The organism is Moraxella tetraodonis (assembly GCF_022359095.1).
GTDB classification, from domain to species: Bacteria; Pseudomonadota; Gammaproteobacteria; order Pseudomonadales; family Moraxellaceae; genus Faucicola; species Faucicola tetraodonis.
The window spans coordinates 2,142,968-2,164,648 of record NZ_JACSYB010000001.1; the positions used below are offsets into that span (position 1 = coordinate 2,142,968).

Annotated in this window: 17 protein-coding genes and 2 tRNA genes; 6 read left to right on the forward strand and 13 right to left on the reverse strand. The window is 44.4% G+C overall.

Annotated elements, in window-relative coordinates; translation table 11 throughout:
* Window positions 1-41 precede the first annotated feature (41 nt).
* From H9W84_RS09420 to epmB, 5 genes are all read right to left on the reverse strand, one after another.
* On the reverse strand, window positions 42-998 hold the full coding sequence (locus tag H9W84_RS09420) for an AAA family ATPase (RefSeq protein WP_420846658.1): 957 nt from the start codon (window positions 996-998) through the stop codon (window positions 42-44).
* Between the two features lie 87 nt (window positions 999-1,085).
* Window positions 1,086-1,526, reverse strand: coding sequence for a c-type cytochrome (locus H9W84_RS09425; RefSeq protein WP_239743242.1), 441 nt, complete (start codon window positions 1,524-1,526; stop codon window positions 1,086-1,088).
* Between the two features lie 42 nt (window positions 1,527-1,568).
* Window positions 1,569-3,758 (reverse strand): GGDEF/EAL domain-containing response regulator, encoded by a 2,190-nt coding sequence (locus tag H9W84_RS09430; RefSeq protein ID WP_239743244.1) that lies wholly within the window; start codon window positions 3,756-3,758, stop codon window positions 1,569-1,571.
* 223 nt (window positions 3,759-3,981) lie between these two features.
* Window positions 3,982-5,745 carry a hypothetical protein gene (locus H9W84_RS09435; protein ID WP_239743246.1) on the reverse strand — a complete coding sequence of 588 codons (1,764 nt, stop codon included), beginning with the start codon at window positions 5,743-5,745 and terminating at the stop codon, window positions 3,982-3,984.
* A 154-nt stretch (window positions 5,746-5,899) separates the two neighbouring features.
* Window positions 5,900-6,901, reverse strand: coding sequence for an EF-P beta-lysylation protein EpmB (epmB, locus tag H9W84_RS09440; protein WP_239743249.1), 1,002 nt, complete (start codon window positions 6,899-6,901; stop codon window positions 5,900-5,902).
* A gap of 154 nt (window positions 6,902-7,055) precedes the next feature.
* On the opposite strand from epmB, the gene efp reads away from it, so the two are divergent.
* Both efp and H9W84_RS09450 read left to right on the forward strand, forming a co-directional pair.
* Window positions 7,056-7,628 carry an elongation factor P gene (gene efp, locus H9W84_RS09445; RefSeq protein WP_065253446.1) on the forward strand — a complete coding sequence of 191 codons (573 nt, stop codon included), beginning with the start codon at window positions 7,056-7,058 and terminating at the stop codon, window positions 7,626-7,628.
* 302 nt (window positions 7,629-7,930) lie between these two features.
* Entirely contained in the window at window positions 7,931-9,160 is a 1,230-nt protein-coding gene (locus H9W84_RS09450) for a toxic anion resistance protein (RefSeq protein ID WP_239743251.1), read from the forward strand.
* A gap of 79 nt (window positions 9,161-9,239) precedes the next feature.
* On the opposite strand, the gene H9W84_RS09455 is transcribed toward H9W84_RS09450, so the two are convergent.
* The 4 genes from H9W84_RS09455 to H9W84_RS09470 all read right to left on the reverse strand — a co-directional run bounded on the left by H9W84_RS09455 (window position 9,240) and on the right by H9W84_RS09470 (window position 13,775).
* Window positions 9,240-10,397 (reverse strand): 5-(carboxyamino)imidazole ribonucleotide synthase, encoded by a 1,158-nt coding sequence (locus tag H9W84_RS09455; protein ID WP_420846670.1) that lies wholly within the window; start codon window positions 10,395-10,397, stop codon window positions 9,240-9,242.
* A gap of 155 nt (window positions 10,398-10,552) precedes the next feature.
* The gene (locus H9W84_RS09460; protein WP_007117138.1) at window positions 10,553-10,858 is read right to left on the reverse strand and encodes a hypothetical protein; all 306 of its coding nucleotides are present in this window, start codon (window positions 10,856-10,858) and stop codon (window positions 10,553-10,555) included.
* A gap of 324 nt (window positions 10,859-11,182) precedes the next feature.
* Window positions 11,183-11,821: a MarC family protein gene (locus H9W84_RS09465; protein ID WP_239743254.1), complete on the reverse strand. Its 639-nt coding sequence runs from the start codon at window positions 11,819-11,821 to the stop codon at window positions 11,183-11,185.
* A gap of 142 nt (window positions 11,822-11,963) precedes the next feature.
* Window positions 11,964-13,775, reverse strand: a complete 1,812-nt coding sequence (locus H9W84_RS09470; protein ID WP_420846671.1) for an ABC transporter ATP-binding protein — start codon at window positions 13,773-13,775, stop codon at window positions 11,964-11,966.
* Window positions 13,776-14,144: 369 nt separating this feature from the next.
* Here H9W84_RS09470 and H9W84_RS09475 point away from each other — a divergent pair, with 369 nt between their 5' ends.
* Window positions 14,145-15,965, forward strand: coding sequence for an acyl-CoA dehydrogenase C-terminal domain-containing protein (locus tag H9W84_RS09475; protein WP_239743256.1), 1,821 nt, complete (start codon window positions 14,145-14,147; stop codon window positions 15,963-15,965).
* A 101-nt stretch (window positions 15,966-16,066) separates the two neighbouring features.
* Window positions 16,067-16,972 (forward strand): polyprenyl synthetase family protein, encoded by a 906-nt coding sequence (locus tag H9W84_RS09480; protein WP_239743258.1) that lies wholly within the window; start codon window positions 16,067-16,069, stop codon window positions 16,970-16,972.
* On the opposite strand, the gene H9W84_RS09485 is transcribed toward H9W84_RS09480, so the two are convergent.
* The 3 genes from H9W84_RS09485 to H9W84_RS09495 all read right to left on the reverse strand — a co-directional run bounded on the left by H9W84_RS09485 (window position 16,973) and on the right by H9W84_RS09495 (window position 18,162).
* Window positions 16,973-17,599, reverse strand: coding sequence for an RDD family protein (locus H9W84_RS09485; RefSeq protein ID WP_239743260.1), 627 nt, complete (start codon window positions 17,597-17,599; stop codon window positions 16,973-16,975).
* A 293-nt stretch (window positions 17,600-17,892) separates the two neighbouring features.
* Window positions 17,893-17,969 (reverse strand) — tRNA-Arg (locus H9W84_RS09490).
* Between the two features lie 103 nt (window positions 17,970-18,072).
* Window positions 18,073-18,162: transfer RNA gene (locus H9W84_RS09495), tRNA-Ser, on the reverse strand.
* Window positions 18,163-18,499: 337 nt separating this feature from the next.
* Between H9W84_RS09495 and H9W84_RS09500 the strand changes: the two genes are divergently transcribed.
* Together H9W84_RS09500 and H9W84_RS09505 are read left to right on the forward strand one after the other, a co-directional pair.
* Window positions 18,500-19,309, forward strand: coding sequence for a hydroxymethylpyrimidine/phosphomethylpyrimidine kinase (locus tag H9W84_RS09500; RefSeq protein ID WP_239743755.1), 810 nt, complete (start codon window positions 18,500-18,502; stop codon window positions 19,307-19,309).
* A 10-nt stretch (window positions 19,310-19,319) separates the two neighbouring features.
* The gene (locus tag H9W84_RS09505; protein ID WP_239743262.1) at window positions 19,320-20,972 is read left to right on the forward strand and encodes a phospholipase D-like domain-containing protein; all 1,653 of its coding nucleotides are present in this window, start codon (window positions 19,320-19,322) and stop codon (window positions 20,970-20,972) included.
* 32 nt (window positions 20,973-21,004) lie between these two features.
* On the opposite strand, the gene H9W84_RS09510 is transcribed toward H9W84_RS09505, so the two are convergent.
* Entirely contained in the window at window positions 21,005-21,637 is a 633-nt protein-coding gene (locus tag H9W84_RS09510) for a YggT family protein (protein WP_060994533.1), read from the reverse strand.
* Window positions 21,638-21,681 lie beyond the last annotated feature (44 nt).

The following is a 21,681-nucleotide window of genomic DNA, read 5'->3' on the forward strand; positions in this document are numbered from 1 at the left end:
TGAGAAAGTTTTTAACGCTAAAATACTTTATACATCATGGTTTACACCAGTACTGGCACTTGGCGTAACAACTGGGTCGCAATCGATTGCGGCTGCTCACCGCCCAAATGATTAAATGGTATAAAAGCTTGCCCCAAGCGATGATCGACGACGGCAGCAAATACCGCTTGGATATCTTCTGGCGTCACTTCATTGTAGCCACCCAAATAAGCAAAGGCTTGTGCCGCTTGCTTGAGCGCTAGGACACCACGGGTAGATAGACCATGATAGTCTCGGCTCTCACGCGTTTTTGCTACCAATCGCTGTAAGTAGTCAATCACAACATCTGCGATATATATATCTTTGGCTTGCGATTGTGCCTGCTGCAATGACTGGGTATCTAACATCGGGGTAATTTGGCTGAGCATTTGACGTCTATCTTTACCGAGTAGCAACTCTCGCTCTGCATTAACCGAGGGATAACCCAGCGATAAACACATCAAGAAACGATCCAGCTGTGACTCAGGTAAAATAAACACACCCGATTGCTGCGTCGGGTTTTGGGTGGCAATCACAAAAAAAGGTTCAGGGAGTTTTCGTGTTACCCCATCTTGCGACACTTGCCGCTCTTCCATCGCCTCTAACAGCGCAGATTGGGTTTTTGGGCTAGAGCGATTAATTTCATCGGCAAGTAACAGCTGACAAAATATCGGGCCTGGCTTAAATTCAAATGTGCCAGTATCGGTTTTATACAGCGAAATTCCTAAAATATCGGCAGGTAGCATATCGCTGGTAAATTGCACCCGATTAAACGATAACCCTAAATGGTTGGCAATCGCGTGCGCCAGCGTGGTTTTACCCATTCCTGGTAAATCTTGAAGCAGTAAATGACCATTGGCTAATAAACAAGCGACCGCCAGCTTCACCACCTCAGGTTTATCCAAGACGATCTCATTAATACTTACTAGCATGGCTTGCAATCGTTGTTGTAACGACTGATTGTCTAAGTTACCTATCAAAATGTGGTCTATCCTTTAAAGGTTTAAATTTTGTTTATCAATCATGTTAACTCAAAATATCGCTTAAAAGTATAGCCACAAAGCGATTTAACGAAGTGTCGAAATATAGGCAATAATATCTTGGCGGACTTTGGCATCAGCAATCGGGTCAGAACGCATACGCGTTCCTGCGATGGTTTGTTTTGGATGGGCGATATATTTATCCAAATTTTCCGCTGTCCACGTCATATTGCTGTTTTTTAGTGCGTCTGTATATTGATAATCGGTTAATAAGGCGGATTTTGCCCCATAAATACGCATTAATTGCGGGCCTTTCTCGTTATTTCCTGGCTGCAACTTGTGGCATTTGAGGCAGGCTTCTTCGTATTGCTTTTTACCGTTATCGGCATCCCCTTGGCTATAAACGGGCAAGGTAACTGCGGGGCGCTGAGCGGGTGGCTGATGTTGACAACCTGGCGCAATGACGATACAAAGACCCAATCCTAGCATAGCCAATGGTTTGGTTTTATGAATGATTGTTTGGTGCATTTTGGCTAACTCGTTTTTATCTTATAAATTTAGCGCTTGGATTTAGCTGGTTTCATTCTCGATGTACATGGTGTCACTGGCTTTTTGCAAATAGGCCCCTTGCAAATAACGCGCACCGACTGTCCACGCCGCTGACATGGCGGCAGGGTCTTCAATAAAGGGCATCAAACAACTGGAGCCGCGCTCAGTGATTTCGCGCACTACCGTTGCCACGGTATTGACATTGTCATTATTGCTCAAATCTTTGATATAGCTGCGATCGAGTCGTACTAGTTGCGGTTTGACAAATTCCAATACTTCCATCGCATTGACCGCTGAGCCAAAATTATAAATGCCTAAGTGACAACCTATTTGGTTAAGCTCATTACTTTGTTTGGCTGCCACCGCTAGATAATCAATTACCATGGTTTCATTAAACTGCAACGTCAACACCCCCGGCTCGCTGGTCTCTAACGCTTGCATCAATCGACTCATAAAGCTTGGCAAGGTGGCATCGGCTAGTGATGTCGGGCTTAAATGCACTAATAATCTGGCACTGGCATCGACCTCATGACGGTAACGTTTTAAGTCTTTACAGGCTTGAATCAACATCCCACGGTCGATTTTATCCATCAACTGATGTCGGGTGGCCACTTCTAAGAATTTATCAGGTGCCATTAAGCTGCCATCTGCTAGCGGCAGGCGTAAAAATACCTCAAACATGTTACTGACATCGTTTTCCACGTCATAAATCGGCTGATATAATAATTTAAATTTGCTGTGTTCTAGCGCATCACGTAGCGATTCGTACAGCGCGCTGTCATCACTGCTGGCAAAACTACTTGGGTCATATAGATAGAATGAATCTTTATCGTCGTTGCTGTCTTTATTGGCTTTGGCTGCCATGCCGACGGCTTGGATGACACGGTTAATAATACTATTGGTATCAGGTGCACTGGCGTTGACTAAGGTTGCACCAATGGTTACTGTGGTCTTAACCGTACGATGACCAATTTCAATAATGGTGCTATTAATATCGGCAACCAATTTTTGTCCCAATGCTGTCAAATCTTGTTGTCGCATATTAGGGATAATTAGCATAAACATGCTATCATTAAAGCGGCTCAAATAGCCATTTTTCACCCGATTTTCCCCAATAATCTCAGTGAGATGTTGCTCAAGAATATTGGCGACGGCAACCACTACCCCATCAATTCCTTCAATCCCCACACTGGCATGGATTTTACCAATATTATCGACGCGTAACGCCATCAAACCCACAGATAGGTTTTTCTCAACAATCGCGTCACGCAGTCGGTGAAACAGGCTTTCAAAACCATGACGATTAAATAGCCCGGTGATTGAGTCAATGCGTTCCATCGTCTCAAGTTTTTTGGCAAGCTCAGCACTATTGGCTTGTTCGTTGGGCTGGATAATGACTTGTAGACACGGCTGACCGTCATAGGTAGCAGCCGCTAACTGCAGCTTAGCCGCGAAGGTGGTATTATCTTTTCTAACACTTTCAAATTTAAATTCGACGTTTTTACGGTTGCCTTTTTCAAAGTCTTTTAAAAACGTTTTGAAATCTTGGATATTATTGCTCGCAATCAAGTCAACGACCGGCACCCCCATCAGTTCATCGAGCGTTTTAAACCCAAACATTTCAAGATAGGGCTCATTGGCATAAATATGTAAACCATCTTCAATATAAGCCACCGCACTCTTGGAGTTGGTGATAAGAATATTGGCACGCTGTTCGGCATCACTCAACACCATTTTTAGCCGCTCAAGCTCGCGGACGAGTTTATGATGCTCGTGTTCATGGCAGATACGAATAGCCATGCGCAATAACCTACTTTTGGGCAAAGCATCCGCTGCGCCCCAATAGGTATATAAAGGTAATAACTTATGAGTTTTATCATTGTCGCTAACAAGCTGGGTCTGGGCTTGCTCATTGGCAGTTAATGCGTCTGGGTAAGCAGTCGCGTCATCAGGCAACACAGCAATGACGGGGATGTGAGCATCGTGGGCTTTTAAAATCTCTTTGACGTCTTTAAACGATAAATCATACGCATTTCCCACCAAAACAATGTCCCAAGACTGGCGCAATAACTTAATCAGCTCGTCTTTGGCATCCAAAAATCCTAAATTAACCTGTCTATAATAATGTTTTTCTAATAACCCAACCAACTGCTCGGCATACAGCTGGTTATCATCAATGATTAACAGATTGAGTTGGTTGTGTTTTTGCATCGATTCACTATCCCATTAAACGCTTGCCCATTAACGCTTGGTTTATAGAGCCATGTGCAAGCTATTATAAGCGAACTGTTTGATAAATTATTTATAATATTAGATTCAATTTCTTATTATATGATTAATCTTTCAAAACGGCTACAAGGATATGAAAATCTTTTATTTTTAATGAGTTAGAGTTAAAATGGCAGATTTTGTTGCCATTTCTTAGCGGTTAAGTTTACGGAATTCTTACAAAAGCGTATTCTTCGATATCATCAGTCATATCAAGTAGCTCAGTCAGACGCACGTTAATTTCCTTGCTCTCAATACGCACCACTAGCTTGTCTGCCACATGGTAGCCAAAGCGTGCCATCAGCAAACGGGGCTGGGTATCAGCGTTGTTTGGATCGCTAGGGATAATAAATGCCGCAACAAAATGTGGCTGACGGCCACCCGCATTTTGAAAGCGCACGCCACAGGGAATGGCATTTTGACAATGCACTCGCACTTGTGCCTCAATTTCTAAGTAGGTCTTGTTGGTGGGTTGACCGGTTGGCGTATCGATAAAACCTTGACGGTTATCTTTAATGTAGCCGAGCTGCCAAGTTTTTGCGCCATTAACCTTTCGCAGCGCAATTAAGCAATTGACTTGCAATTGCCTCAGCGGATGATAGCTATCGCCACGGCTGCTGCTTGGATATGGGTCAACGATTTGATTGGCGTAGCTAAACACGTGCGACAGGCACATGGATTGGGGATTTTCTTTGTTCAGCTCCACAACGGTAGATTTTTTAAGATACGCCGTATGTTGAGCTTTGGGTTTTAACCGCTCAGGCAACTCATTGGCATGAATGAGATTGCCCAAACTGGTTTTATTGGCAAGCATGTAATGGATATTATTAAATCCAAGTACCACTTCACATTTTGAATGGTTCTGATGATAGTCTGCCGCTGGTTTTAACCCATCTTGGATATTATTCAATACCAATTTGGCCTGACGCGCATTATTTTTTATCTCAGCCTCGCTACTGTTTTGACCTTGGCTGATGGTTTGATGTAAGTGTTTAAACAACCGGCTAAACATGACAAACAGGCAGTTGCTGGCTGCTGCAAAGGGATTGAATGTACCATCGATTTCTAGCAGTTTGGGCGGCTGCTTACCTTCTAAATCAATATACAGGTAAGGTTTTTCTAGCAAGTCTTTGCTAATTATTAGCGCTTCAATCCACTGGGTACTTACTTTTTGAATGGCTAACATATCGGCACGCCGACAAGCATACGGATTGGTGACCGCTACCGTCAAGCAATGAAAATATATTTCCTCAATCGATAGCGGTGCACCTTGTTTGCTATACTCATTGGCAGAATGCAGTTTGATTGGCAAGGAGATAGACTGCCAATCATTGGTGACTGCAAATCGATAGCAGGCATTCAGATATTGCCAAATCACCTGTGTATCTTTACGATAGCCGATATATTTTTCAAACAGCGATTGGCGCAGTAATAGCATGGTACTGTAGAGGGAGCGCTGAATGACTTGAGTGGAGGTAAGTGATTGAGGTGTTTGGCGAAATAGGCTAATGATGCCTTTTTTCTCAGCCACTTCAGGTCGAGCCGCTGCCCGTTGCCAGATGACATGGTAAAACATGATGCCTAGATAAAGCACTGATAGCACGGTATCTAAGCCTTGCTGTTTTTCTTCATCCAAAATCCCCGGCTGGGTTTGGTAATTCACCCGCAATTTGCCAAGTAATACGCTGACGGCTTTATTAACCTCATCAAATAATGCAAAGCGTTTGACATCGTCAATATCGGCAAACATCAACTGGTTTATCACGAACTTATATTCGTTATACATCTCACACGCCGACATACGATTAAATTGTATCTGCCAATCGGTCGTATCCTGCAACGAATCCTGGGTAACTTTGAGTTCAATAGGACTGGTCGGTATATCGTTTATGCGCTGTAAGAAATCGTCTAGTGTGAGATCCGTAACCATTTTTTTGCACCAAAATGCACAACATTTTTCGACTTATTTAACAACAATAAATAACACAAAAGCCATGTTTTATCTAGATATTTAAGATAATTGTACTATTTATCAGATAAGTAACAGATAACCCGTTATTTTAGTTGTTGTGTTTCAAAATATGTTAGTGGTTATACAAGTCAATCGGTGTTTTAAATGGCTTATTAGGTAACTCTCGCACCAATTTTGGCACCAAGTAGCCAGCACATTTGGCAAGTAACTCCCAGTACAGAGCAACTGCTTGCTCATCTGAGATATAAAAATGGCTCGCCCCGGCAACTTTATCAAGCACATGCAAATAATAGGGTAAGACGCCCGCTTGCCATAATTTTTCGTTCAAGCTTGCCAGCGTATTTGCATCGTCATTAATCGACTTAAGTAGCACGGTTTGGTTAAGTAACGTAACACCCGCTTTTTTTGCCTTAGCCAAAAATATTTGTGTTTCTTGGTCGATTTCATTGGGGTGATTGGCATGAATGACCATGACGATGTGACAGCGGCTGTTAGCAAATAGCGCAAGTAACGGCTCATCTAAGCGCTCAGGAATCATCACAGGTACACGGGTGTGGATACGAATGGTCTGCACTTGGGGTAGTGCTTCAAGGGTGGTGAAAATCTCCAATAAACGGCGGTTGCTCAGCGATAATGGGTCGCCGCCGCTTAAAATCACTTCATTGATGGCGGGGTGCGCTGTGATGTAGGCACTGATGGCTTGCCAATCGTTTTGGGTTGGTAAATTCTCGTGGTAGTCAAAGTGCTGGCGAAAACAATAGCGACAATTGACCACGCAAGCCCCGGTGACAGGAATCAGCACCCGTGATGCGTATTTATGGATGATGCCTTTGACGGGATTGGCGTGTTGCTCGTCGAGTGGGTCGGTGACAAAGCCGGTGACTTGTACCGTTTCTTGAAACGTCGGTAACACTTGCTTAAGCAATGGGTCATGGATATCGCCTTTCCCCATTTTTTGCACAAAGCGGCGTGGCACTTTGAGGGGAAATTGACCGACCTGACTATCAAAACTATCCATCGGCAAATCCAATGCTTGCGCTAATTCAGCAAAGCTCGTGATGGTATCAGAAAACGCATTTTGCCAGTTTTTTTGTGTCGCCAAATAGTTTATCATATAGTGTTTATCCAATTGTCAATGCCGCTTGCTGATAACGCCTGTTGCGGATAGGGTTACAGTGTTGGCAGCGCATTTATGCAAATTGGCTATTATACAAAGATTTGATTTACCTCGGTTATTTTTTAGTCGCAACACCTTATTAGGAAATTTTATGGCAACTTACTCAACCAATGAATTTAAAGCTGGCTTAAAAGTCATGCACGAAGGCAACCCCTTTGCAATTTTAGAAAATGAATACGTTAAACCAGGTAAAGGTCAAGCATTCAACCGCGTCAAAATGCGTAACCTAAGAACGGGTAAAGTATTAGAAAACACCTTTAAATCTGGCGATAGCCTTGAAGGCGCTGACGTTGTCGATACTGAAATGAACTACCTATACAACGACGGCGAATTCTGGCACTTTATGCACCCAGAAAGCTTTGAGCAGCTACAAGCCGACAAAAACGCCATGGGCGATGCGGCAAAATGGTTAAAAGAAAATAGCAACGAAGAATGTACCATTACCCTATTCAATGGCGTACCTCTAAGCGTTGCTGCACCAAACTTTGTTGAGTTAGTCATTACTGAAACTGACCCAGGTCTAAAAGGCGATACATCAGGTGGTGGCGGCAAACCTGCAACCCTTGAAACAGGCGCAGTAGTACGTGTGCCATTATTTGTCCAACAAGGCGAAAAAATCAAAGTCGATACCCGCACTGGTGAATACCTATCACGGGTACAATAATATATTTTATTACCAAGAATTTTGAAAAAATAAAAGCCCAACTAACTGTTGGGCTTTTATTTTTTTAACAGGTGATTGGAAAATTTTTTGTCACGCTATCACACTGACGTAGCGTTATGCGATAAATCATAAAAATCATTCGTCAAACGCGCATGGAAAAAATGATTACCCAAATAGAACAACAAATGAAATAATTCACCAAGATAATCAAACTAGCGTTAGCTCAAACCGCTAAAATACAAACACAAATTAAAAGGCAAGTTAACATACAAACACCAATATAGACAACTCAAGGATATATCATGCCAGAACTCACCCCGCCAGAAACCAGCCCTGTCATCACCCTTGAAGCGCCGCAACCCGTTGCCGTTGTGCCACAAGACGAAGCCGACCAACTGGTCAAACTTGACCTAACCAAAGTGCCTGAGCTTGATGCCAAAGTGAACGATTTTGTGATGCATGTATTACAAACCCCTGTCAACACGTCTGTATTCGATGAGAAAGTCAACGCCATTCATCAGCTGGGTAGTGCCGAAATTCGCGCTTCCGCGCAGATTGCAAATCGCATGCTCGATCGTCCCGCCAAAAGCATGGACAAAGCCTTATTTGACAACTCCCCGATTGCCAAATCCTTGACTGAGCTACGCAGCGTGGTCGAAGACCTAGATCCAGCCCGACAAGGTTCGCTGTCAAGTCCACGCAAATTTTTGGGCATCATCCCGATGGGCAAATCCGTGCAAGATTATTTTCGCAAATACCAATCTTCGCAAACCCATATCAATGCCATCATCGAAAGCCTGTATCACGGCAAAGATGAGCTGATGAAAGACAATGCCAGCATTGAGCAAGAAAAGGTCAATATGTGGGCACTCATGCAGTCGCTCCGTCAATATATTTATGTCGGTCAAAAAATTGATGAACGTCTAGAGCACAAAATCGGTGAGCTTGAAGCCACCGACCCTGAAAAAGCACGCGTGGTCAAAGAAGAACTGCTGTTTTATGTCCGCCAAAAAAACATGGATTTTTTGACCCAACTGGCGGTGAACATCCAAGGGTATTTGGCGCTTGATATGATTCGCAAAAACAACTTAGAGCTTATCAAAGGCGTTGACCGTGCCACGACGACAACGATTGCTGCGCTACGTACTGCGGTGATGGTGTCACAAGCGCTGAGCAGTCAAAAACTGGTGCTTGACCAAATCAATGCGCTTAACTCAACGACCAGTAGCTTGATTGAATCAACGTCAGTCATGCTCAAACGCCAAACCGCGCAAGTGCATGAGCAAGCCAGCGGCAGCTCACTGGACTTGGAAAAACTGCAAAAATCCTTTAATCACATCTATGAGACCATGCATGCCATTGACGCCTTTAAAGTCAAAGCACTGGGCAATATGCAGCAAACGCTCAATGTACTGACCCAAGAAGTTGACCGCGCACAAACCTACCTTGACCGCACCAATCACCAAACGGTGAGTGAAGTTGCCAACGAGCTACAAATTGATGAGGAGAAACTGGGTAATGTCAAACTTTAATCCCCGTTTGATTTGACTATGCGCAACCTCACGAATGATTGCGGTGTTTTTGCTGACACATAGCCTTAGTCACATGGCTTTAGTCAGACAATTTATTGGGTAATTTTGCAACCACTTGCGCGACCGTGTTATCCAGTTGACTGCTATCACTCGGCATGACAGTGATATGAGCGATTTTGCGACCTTCGCGCTCTTCTTTATCATAATTGTGCACGTGCACGCCAGCGATGGCTAGGACTTCGTCCAGTTTTGGGTACTCTCCGATGACGTTCAGCATGACAGAGGGTTTGACGATGGCTGTGTCTCCCAATGGCAGTCCTGCCACCGCACGCATATGATTTTCAAATTGACTGGTTACCGCGCCTTCAATACTCCAGTGCCCTGAGTTATGTACGCGGGGCGCGATTTCATTGGCAAGCAGTTTTTCAGCGCCGCCTTCAGATGTCACAAATAATTCTAACGTCAGCACGCCCACATAATTTAAATGTTCGAGCAATTTTTTGATATTACTTTGGGCTTGTTCGGTCAATTGCTCGACGTTCGGTGCTGGGGCGGTTGATTTTGCCAAAATACCATTACTATGTTCATTTTGCACGAGCGGATAATAGCGGATTTCACCGTTTTGACCGCGCACGGCAATGATAGATACTTCACGCTCAAAATGAATAAAGCCTTCGGCAATAAGCGGCGCTGTTTTGGTTGCGTCACCAAGTTCTGCCCACGCGGTGTCAATTTGGTCAGCGAATTTGACCACAAACTGCCCTTTGCCATCATAGCCCCCGCGTGTGGTTTTGAGCACCAAGGGTAGCCCCAATTTGTCGGCGGCAGCTTGGATATCGGCTTTGCTATGCACCGCCATAAAAGGCACGGTGGCGATATCTAATTGATTAAACAAGTTTTTTTCATTTAACCGATCTTGTGCCACCGATAGCGCAAATGATGATGGGTACAAGGTTTTGGTCGATTCCAAAAACTGGGCAGGTTTGAGCGGGGTGTTTTCAAATTCTAAGGTAAAAATATCGCAGCTTTGGGCAAAATCTTCAAATTGCTCGCTACTAAACACTTTGCCCAGTAAGCGTGCCGGGCAATTGGCACTATCTTCCAAAAACACGCAGCGGATACCGAGTGGCAATGCTGCTTGCGCCAACATCATACCCAGTTGTCCGCCACCTAAAATCCCAATGGTTTTGACAGGATAATTGGAATGATTGATGGTATAAAAATTGGCGGTTTGCATAGGCATGGTGGCGGCTCTTTTTGATAAGTGAAACACAGAAGAAAAATTATGGCTAATTATAAAGGATTTGCCCACAAATAAAAAATCCAAGCACAAAAAAACCCATAAGTCTTTAGTCTTATGGGTTCAACAAATCAATGAATAGGCGTTACGCATTAACTATAATGCACGGGTTCTTCGTCATACACATTGGCATGCCACTGCGAGAGCTGCTTTTGCATTAAGGTTTGAATGGCAGCATGAATCATGCTTTGACCAATCAACTGGGTGTCCTCTCCCAACAGTTCTTTCACTTTGTCAGAAAATTCAATACTTACCAAGTTTTCTGATTCGTCATTCGAGGTACGTAGTACCATTTTGCCATCAGCTTGCTCAATAAACTCTAGCATCATCGCTTCTGCTTTGGCCTCTTTTGCCGCTTGCAGTAGGCTTTGGTAATCTGTTTTTGCATCTTTTTGCATCGTCGCTCCTCAATCTTTTATCCGCCCCAGTGACTATTTTGGTTACTACCTTAGTAGCTATATTATGAACTAGGCTAAGAAACCTGTTAGTCACCCTGTGATATCGCTTTCATCAACGTTAGCATGGTTTAACGCTTGCATCTTTTTAAAAGCTGGTTGATAGCTTATTAACAGGGTTTGGCATATTGCATGATTATTAAAATGGCGACTTTAACGGTAAAAATCAAGCATAATTTGTGATATTAACACAGCCACTACAATGCATAATGCTTAAGGGTTGCTGTGATAAATTATTGAGCGACCCGATTTAGCGACCCGGTGAACTTACAACAACTGCGGGAATACACTTTTTAAACCGCCAACAAAAATCTCTACTGCAACGGCCGCAAGTAGCATCCCCATGATACGATTGAGCACATTAAGCCCGGTATCACCTAAAAAACGACTCACCTGCCCCGCTGCCATAAAGCTTAGATAAGTAATAATACTGATAATCAAACCTGCGGTGATAATCGCTAGCATATTAAAATAACTATGACCGCTCGCGGCGTAAATAATCACGGTAGAAATCCCACCAGGCCCAATCACCATCGGAATCGTCAATGGTACCACGGCAGATGCCGCCCCTTGAAACGCCACGCCATTTAAATCCCCTGACTTGCCGACATGCGGTTTGGCAACATTGCCAGCGCCATTCATCATGCCAATGGCAATAATCAATACCAAGATACCGCCTGCGATACGAAATGACCCAAGCGAAATCCCCAGCAGCTTTAAGATAGGCTCGCCTGCCAACGAAAATATCGCGATGGTCACAAACACAGTAATGGCTGAAATCAGCGCAACTTTGCGAGTTTGTTGTCGATTGGCGTCTTTGGTGATATCAATAAATAACGATAACGCGGCAAATGGATTGACCAGTACCACCAGTGCCAAAAATATTTTTAAGACTTGAGATTCCATGAGTATTGACTAACTTGTTGGATGAAGTTGGGTGAATATGACAAAACAGTTATGGTAGCATAAATTTAAGTCAGCAGGGTTACGGCGTTAATCCGCTTAGGGCTACCAGTACGCATGCTAAGCCTGCATGATAAACCCGAAATTAATGGCTGTCTAACGTTTGGGTGATTTTATCAAGATTTAAACTATCGGACATGGCATTAAAAATCTCATAGTATTTGCCTTGCTTGCGGTATAGTTCATCATGCGTTCCTGTCTCCACCACGCGCCCTTGCTCGATGACCACCAAATCATCAGCGTCAATAATCTGCGCGATATTGTGCGACACGATAATCACCGTGCGGTTTTGTTTGATTAAATCCAAACTGCGCTTGATTTGCTGGCTGGCAATGGCATCTAGACTTGCAGTCGGCTCATCCAAAAAGACAATTGGCGGATTTTTGAGAAACATACGTGCCAGTGCAATACGCTGCTGCTGTCCACCTGACAAGGATTTGGCTTCGCTTTGGTAGCCTTTGGGCAGCTGGGTGATTTGTTCATGAATAGAGGCTTGTATTGCTGCCTGCTCAATCTGAGCTTGACTGGCAGTTAAATCGCCATAACGAATATTTTCTTCAATAGTCCCGCCAAAAATATGGTTTTTTTGCAACACCAAACCGATTTGTTGGCGTAGCTCATGGGTATCATAGTCTTGCAAATCCTTGCCATCGAGCAAAATTCGTCCCTGCGTGGGCTGATAAAATTTTACCAACAGATTGATAATGGTGCTTTTACCTGCGCCACTCAAGCCGACCAACGCGGTAATTCGGTTGCGCCGAATGCGAAAGCTGACATCTTGCAAGGCTTGGTTGCCATTGGGATAAACAAAATCCACGTGCTGAAGTTCGATATCGCCCTGCACCGTCGCAGGATTGACACCGCCTACCACTTCGATTTGGCTATCATCTTCTAAGATATCAAAAAACCCTTCGGCATAAGTCAGGGCATCATTTACCTCATCGTAGATACGATGCAACTGGCGAATCGGCGATGCTACGTTTTGAAACAACAACACATGAAACATAATCATGCCAATGGTCATCTGCCCATCAAGCACAAAATACGCCGTTAAAATAATAATCGCCACGACACCAATCTGCTCGATAAAGCTTTTGAGTGCATCATAGCCAAAGCCAATACCGCGCGTTTTAAGTTGGTTATCAGTCATCTCTTTTTGAATAGCAAAATGTTTTTGCGCTTCAATCGGCTCGCGTACAAAGGATTTGATCACGGTAATAGCGTTAATCAGCGAAATGATTTGCTCGCTTTTGCTCTCCCGGTAGTGGCGCATCTGCCGACGAAAGCCTTGCAAACGCGTGGCTTGTTTTTGACTGATATAAAAATAAATCGGCACAATGACCAGCCCTACCATCCCCACCCACACATTGGCGCTAAACATCACTACCAGCGCTACAATCGCATTGGCAAATAACGGCAACATATCAATAAAAAAGTTTTGCACCAAACGCGTCAGACTACTGACACCCAAATCAATGCGCGTCTGCAGCTTACCACTGTCATTATCAGGGTGGGTATAAAACCCCATGCGGTAACTTAAAATACGCGCCACGACTTTTTGCGATAAATCCCGAGATAAATTAATACGGATTTTTTCACCAAAATAGCGCTGTCCAAAGCTGATTGCCGCGTACAACAATTCTTTGAGCAGTAGCACGATGCTGATAGTCGTGAGCAGTTTTGTACCTTCCTGCCACGGATCGCTAAGTTTGAGAATCTCGGTCAAATGGTCGACGGTGTAACGCAGTACAAAAGCATTGACTTGTGCGGCAAATGAACCAACCACCGTAAGCAGCAACGTCGCTATGATTAATGAATGATAAGGTTTTGCAAAAACGGATAATTTTTTGATAATTGACCACAGCACGGCGCTGCGTTCGCGTTTGTTGAGTGATATCGGAGCAGGTTTGGCTGGCAGTGTCGATGTATCAGGGAGCGATGGACTAGGCGATTGGTTGGGAGATGGGTTGGGAATATTTGGCAAGAGTGGCTCACAAATGATTTTTCAATACGTTTGGTTGTTTAATATCTTTGGTAAAGTTTAAATAAAACGAATGCGTTTAAGGTAGTTGGTAATTGTTGCATTCTTGTCCATGCGAAGCTTTGCACCACAAAATCATAAAATAATTTTATGATAATTAGTATTATTTATGAATATTTATTATGATTTGAAGCTTTTAGCGGGAAATACCTTTATACTGAGCGGACTTATTTTTACCTTTCCCTTTTTATCTTAGTTAATAGCCTATTAAAAGGATTTCAGCGTATGCCATTATCATATAAAGCTCCCCTGCGTGATATTCGCTTTTTAACCAATGAAGTATTTAATTACCCCGAACACTATAAAACCTTAAAATCTGGTGAAAATGCCGATCCGGAAACCGTGGATATGATGCTTGACAGTTTTGCGGATTATTGTAGCAATGTGTTGATGCCACTGTACCAATCAGGCGATGCTGAAGGTTGTCATTTTGACAAGGGTGTTGTCACCACGCCAAAAGGCTTTAAAGAAGCTTATGATATGTTCGTTGAAGCTGGGTATCAAGCCATACCGTTTCCTGAAGAATTTGGTGGCTTGAATATGCCAATGTCTGTCAACCTCATCAAAAGTGAAATGATGGGCACAGCAAACTGGGCATTTGCCATGTATCCAGGGCTGTCGGTAGGCTGTATGAATACCATCATGCAATACGGCACCGCCGAGCAAAAAGCCACTTATATGCCAGGCTTGGTAGAAGGTCGTTGGTCGGGCACCATGTGTTTGACTGAGCCACAATGTGGTACCGACTTGGGTCAAGTTAAAACCAAAGCCATCCCACAAGACGATGGTACTTATAAGATTAGTGGTACCAAAATCTTTATTTCAGCTGGTGAACATGACCTAACAGAAAATATCGTGCATATCGTATTAGCACGCCTACCCGATGCGCCTGAAGGTACCAAGGGTATTTCGTTATTTATCGTGCCAAAATTCTTGGTCACAGAAAACGGTGACATTGGTGAGCGTAATCCCGTTAACTGTGGCTCAATTGAGCACAAAATGGGTATCAAAGCATCAGCCACTGCGGTACTCAACTTTGATAATGCGACAGGCTATTTAATCGGTGAGCCGAATAAAGGCTTAAAAGCCATGTTTACCTTTATGAACACTGCCCGCCTAGGTACAGGTATGGAAGGCTTAGCGCATATGGAATTGGCTTTCCAAAACTCATTGCCTTACGCCAAAGAACGCCGCTCCATGCGTACCCTTTCAGGTACCAAAGAGCCAAACCAAGTGGCTGATGCGATTATCCATCATGCCGATGTTGCGCGCATGCTACTTACTCAAAAAGCCTTCTCAGAAGGGGCGCGCTCAATGATTTATCACGCATCACGCTATGCTGATAAAATGTTTGAAGGAGCGATGCTCGGTGACGATGCTGAATTCCACAAATGGGATGATAAATTGGGCTTTTATACCCCAATACTTAAAGGCTTCTTAACTGAACTAAGCATTGAATGTGCCAAACACGGTATGCAAATCTACGGTGGTCATGGCTATATCAAAGAATGGGGCATGGAACAAATCGCTCGTGACGCGCGTATCTCAACCTTGTATGAAGGCACCACAGGCGTACAAGCGCTTGACCTACTAGGTCGTAAAGTGTTAATCCAATCAAAAGGCAAAGTGCTGCTGGATTACACCGCCAATATCATGAAATGGTGTAGTGAATACGCCCTAGACAAAGGCATGCGTAAATTCGTTTGGGAATTGACCAAATACTGTGCGGAGTGGAATACCCTTACCACACGTATCATGTTGACGGCGCGTAAAGACCGTGAAATCGTTTCAGCGGCATCTGATGATTATTTAATGTACTCAGGCTACGTCATCATGGGCTATCACTGGGCACGTATGGCAGCGGTAGCGTATGACAAACTCAAAAATGGCGGCAGCGAAACCAAAGAATTCTATGAAGCCAAAATCAAAACCGCTGAGTTCTATTTTGAAAAACTATTGCCACGCGCCTCAGGTCACTCAGAGAGCATGTTGGCACCAAGCGAGTTAATGGCGATGGATTTAGATAGCTTTAATTTCCTAGACTAATGGGTTAAACTTGTTGCGCCATTTTGCAAAAAGGCTGCTCAACCTTAATGGGGGCAGCTTTTTTATTGCTCAAAATTTTAACACATACAAAAGAATTGATTATGGAATTTACTGCTTTTTCGCGCCAAGTCATTGACCAACTAGAATCGGATATCACAGCCTACCTCCAAGCCTGCAAGTTACCCTCAAAGCTGCATGAAGCGAGCCTATACGCGATGACCAATGGCGGCAAACGGGTACGTCCTTTACTGGTTGCCGCAACTTTTGCCACGGTAAAAACCGACAACAGTCTTGCCCACCCATCCTATCAATTGTCTAATGACGTGCGCCGTGCCATGATGGCGGTGGAGTGTCTACACGGCTATTCGCTGGTGCATGATGACTTGCCTTGTATGGATGATGATGCGCTGCGCCGAGGTCGCCCTACCACCCATATCGCCTATGGTGAAGCCGCTGCCATGCTTGCCGGTGACGTACTACAGACCTTGGCGTTTGAAGCCTTGACCCATACGTATTTTGGTGAAAACAGTGAGTTTGCTACCCCGCTTTCTGCCACGTTTGCGCCACGGGCACGGCGGATGGTCATGGGACAAATGCTGGATTTAAATGGCGAGCACCAACAGCTTAGCCAAACTGAGCTTGAAGCCATCCACCGCGACAAAACAGGCGCGCTCATTGAAGCGTCAGTATTGATGGGTGCCATCTGTGCCAACGCAACTGACAGCGAGCGGCAAGCACTCAATAGCTTTGCCGAGCAGATTGGTTTGGCGTTCCAAGTACAAGATGATATTTTGGATGTAACTGCCGATACCAAGCAGCTTGGCAAACCCGCTGGCAGTGATGAGAAACTTGATAAATCCACTTATGTCAAATTACTGGGGGTGGAGGCTGCCAAGACTTACGCGCAAAGCTTATTTGATACCGCTAAAAATGCGGTGATTGCTGAATTTGGCGATGATAACTATTTGCTCGATTTGGCAGACTGGTTGTGGGCGAGAGACAAATAGTTATTTCTTTTTAAACCCAGCAAACAAGCCTTCGTGGTTAATTTTTGGCATTTTCATGGTCACGGTGTTTGACAGCAAATCATGCAGCGCCAAGCCTTGCTTATTGACCCATGCGAACCAATAATTAAACAATAGCCCGATAAACATACTAAAATACAGCGCACCCACCGACTGGTGGATAAGATAGCCTATCATCCCGCACACCACCGGCAATAAACACGCGGCTAATATCCGCATCATCGATTGCCGCCAACTTAGCAATGAGCCATCACGGTTCATGGTTTTAAGCCGCCAAGTCTGCATACCAAGCGTCTGCCCTGCCTTACGCCAAAATACCCCATAAAACCCGACCAAGATAATCACAAAGGCGGGGATTTGCACAGCATTACGATACCATAGCGGTAATGTCGCCGCTTGCTTCATATCCGTCCCTGCCAACCCTAGCAGTTTAGTCCCCAATACAATAAGCAGCATCTGCACAAAAAATAGCATCGCCAAAATCAACATACCATCATACAGCATAGCAATCAGCCGAGTAGCCGCTTTTGCCATCACCGGTTGTTGTTCTGGCAATGGTGCTGATGGCATGGATTGCGGCTGGCTATTGGTCTCAGCTGTTTTTAACATTGGGGTTTTGGTCTTAGGCATAGGTATGGCGGGCGAATGATAGTAGTAATTAAGCGAAATTGTAGCCTAAATACAACCAAAACGCTATGACTCAAACGCAAACTAGAGACCCATCAGCGCATGACTCAGATGAACATAACTGGGATGAAAATGCCTTAGGCAATAGTGAGGCAGTGGTGAAAAAAATGGAACGGCCAAATAACCCGCCGAGCGATATGAGGTATAAAAAAATAAGACATAAAAAAAATCGCCTAAACTCAAAGAGTGGCGATTAATTTTAACAAAGTAATTAGTGGTGCGCTTGGAGGGAGTCGAACCCCCGACCCTCAAGTTCGTAGCCTGATGCTCTATCCAACTGAGCTACAAGCGCTTAACTAATGTCTTCGTTTGAAGTGGGCGCTATTATAAGTTAGAATATTTATTTTGTCAAACTTTATTTTAAATAATTTTAAAACTAATTTTGATTCAATAAATGGCGGTGACGGAGGGATTCGAACCCTCGATACAGTTTCCCGTATGCAGCCTTAGCAGGGCTGTGGTTTCAGCCACTCACCCACGTCACCGAATTGGTCTTACTTATCTATAACACCGTACAATAATTTTAGTCAATGTCGCCATTAACCTCAAGTATTGTGGGTGGGCATTATAACAAACCAATCCAAATTTGCAAGACTTTTTAAAAAAATTATGTGAGAATAATTGCAGCACCTTGGCAGTGGCACCGTGCCTGCCCAGAAACAAGTCGACTGCCCATGACCCAGTCGTTATGTGATAATCTGTTTAAAACTAATGATTAAAAAAACCACTTAACCAATCCTTTACAAGGATTGATAACCAGCCTGTGAGAATCTTATGTCAACCCCTGCTACCCTTGCCCCTATTTTAGCACCCAGCATGACACTGCGCCCCACTGTATTGTGTTTTTCGGGGTTAGATCCATCAGGCGGCGCAGGCTTGCAAGCGGATATTGAGTCGATTGGGCAAGCAGGGAGTCATGCAGCGATTGCTTGTACTGCAGTGACCGTTGAAAGTTCACAGCAAGTTTTTGGGTTTGAGGCATGCGCAAGTGGGCTGGTAAGGGCGCAAGCACTGGCGGTGCTCAATGATTTGCCTGTCAAAGCTATCAAGTCGGGGATGCTTGGCACCACTGACAATATTGCAATGCTCGCGCAGCTTTTCAGCGATGGCAGTATTGCAAAAGATACGCCGTATGTGCTTGACCCGGTACTGGTGGCCAACAGTGGCGGTGCTTTAGGTGACAAAGACACTTTGGTGGCTGCCTTTGCCCAGTTGACCCCTTTTGCGACCCTAATGACCCCCAACAGCATTGAACTACGTGATTTGACAGGCATCGACAATCTACACGACGCCGCCAGAGATTTGTGTCAACAAGGTGCCAAAGCAGTGCTAGTCAAGACGTCTCACGATAGCCAAGCCTCTGGTATCGAGCAGTATTTATATGTTAATGACAACCAAACCTGCCGACTAGCCTATCAAGCGATTTTGCCAAGACTGGCGGGTGAATATCATGGCTCAGGCTGTAGTCTGGCAAGTTATATCGCAGGTCGTTTGGCACTGGGTGATGAGCTTGTGACAGCGGTACAATGCGCAGATATTTGGATACAACACGTGCTGAAAGTCGCTGACATTGTCCACCCTCATGGTCAAAGAATTCCCAAGCGCTTTCATTACACCTCAATGCTAGGTTAGGCAAGCTAGAATGGGGTTATTATTGGAGTGGTCGATTGTCAAGACGTTGCTATTACAGCTAGGTGTTATCGCCCATTTTCTCATCACGCTTTGGCTAGTGGTGCGGGTTATTCAACAGCAGCGCCACCAAAGCGTGGCAATCGCTTGGATTGCGGTGTTATTTGCCCTGCCTGTTGTTGGCATCATCGGTTATATGTTATTTGGTGAAATCAATATTGGGCACCAGTACCGTAAGCGCAGTTTGATGGCGCAAAAATTACTGCGTGACTTTGCCAATGCCCAGCATATTGATTTTAATGAAATTTCCAAAAACTTAGACACTGAAGCACGGCAACTGAGCAATATCGCCCTACTAAAAACTGGGCTTGGCGTGTATGACCATCATACGCTGACGCTGATGACAGACGCTGATGCTATTTTTGCCAGTTTATTAGCCGATATCCGTGCGGCAAACACGATGATTTTGCTGGAGTTTTATATTGTGTCGCCACAAGGCCGGGTGATTGAGTTATTGGAAGCGTTGATGGCGGCTACCCAGCGCGGCGTATCCGTGCATTTGCTCGCTGATAGCGTTGGCAGTCATGCTTTTTTTCGCAGTCAGTGGGTAAACAAACTCAAAGACGCTGGTGTTTTTGTGCATGAATCGCTGCCCGTAGGTTTGTTCAAAACTATTGTCAAACGCATTGATATCCGCAATCATCGTAAGCTGGCTATTTTTGACAACTGCTATGGCTATACGGGAAGTTTTAATTTAATCGACCCCGATTTTTTCAAACAAAACGAGCATGTGGGCAAATGGATTGATGTCATGATACGGGTGGAAGGTCATGATAACGTCAATTCGGTGAAAGCCATGGCACTTGTCACGACCACGGATATCAGCGCAGAAACCAACGCCAATTTTTCCGGCCTTAAAAAAATCGTTAATCGCTTTACCAAGTCGTTCTATACCAAGTCGCTGTATATTGGCACCTCAAAGCTGCATCATCACAAATTACAACACGTGACTAACTCGCGCGGTGTAGGTCAAAACGCTAACACGCATGTCCCTCAGCCGCCCCTGCTTAACATTTTGCCGCTGCAAAGCGACCTACAAGCTTACCCGTCGGTGAGTCAAGTCAGTTTGCAGCTGATTCCATCGGCGCCAGAATTAACCGGGCATGTCATCTACGAAACCTTGGTATGTGCAATTTTTGCTGCCAAAAAACAAGTGGTTATTACTACGCCTTATTTTGTGCCAGATGATGCGCTGCTGCTCGCTATCACTACCGCTGCCAAGCGTGGGGTCAAGGTTATTTTAAATGTACCCAAAAAAGTAGATTCGCTGTTGGTACGGTTTGCCTCACAGGCTTATTTTGAGCCGCTGTTGTCAGCAGGGGTGCAGATTTATTTGTTCAATGCCGGCTTGCTACATGCCAAAATTTTGTGCGTGGATGACGATTATTGCTTGTTTGGTACCGTCAATATGGATATGCGCAGTTTTTATCTGAATATGGAGGTGAGTATGGCAATTTATAATCGTACCATGACCCAGCAAATGCTTACTTGCCAGCATGAATACCTGCAACAAAGTGAGCCATTACAGCGCGATGGATGGCAGCAGCGTAGCTTTGGGGCAAAATTCTTGGACAACGCTATTCGCCTGTTTAGCCCACTGCTTTAAAGCTTAATCATTTAATCGTCGTTTGGGAAAGACTATAGAGTTAATAGATAAACACCTACGGTTTGCACCAAGGTTTCTAACAAAATAATCAAGAAAAAACCCAGCATAGGTGCCAAATCAAGCATGCCTGTGGCAGGTAATACTTTGCGAAACGGCTGAATAATTGGCTCACTAAGCAGGGTGAGAAGGCCAAAAATCGCTGGCATTTTTTGGGTAAAAAGCATCACCCAACCCCCGATAAACGAGCCAATAATGATGTACTGACACATTCTTAAAAAATCAATCAGCAAGGTCACCGCCGCCACAAAAAACATCATGACGGGTGAAAAATGCCGCGATAGATAATCGACCATGGCTAAGTTCACCTCTGGCATATAAAACAGCCCAATATTTTGACTATTAATGCGCATCATGCCAAGCACGCCCCAAATAAAAATCATCCGCAGCAAAAACAGTAGCACCAAACTTGCGGTATTGATTCTGCCATCGCCAAGGGTTGGGAAAATACGTCCAAACACATCGACAATGCGTGTCATACGATAAATGGGTTTGGCAAACGCATCCTTTGCGGTAATGCCAGCAAACTGCAGCATAAATCGAAAGAAAACCAGTATCATCGCCGCCGCGACGACGATATCAAACAAACCTGCCAAAAGATTAGTCATGCCCTGTGTTTATCCTTATTTGCTGCTTACACACTTGTTAACGA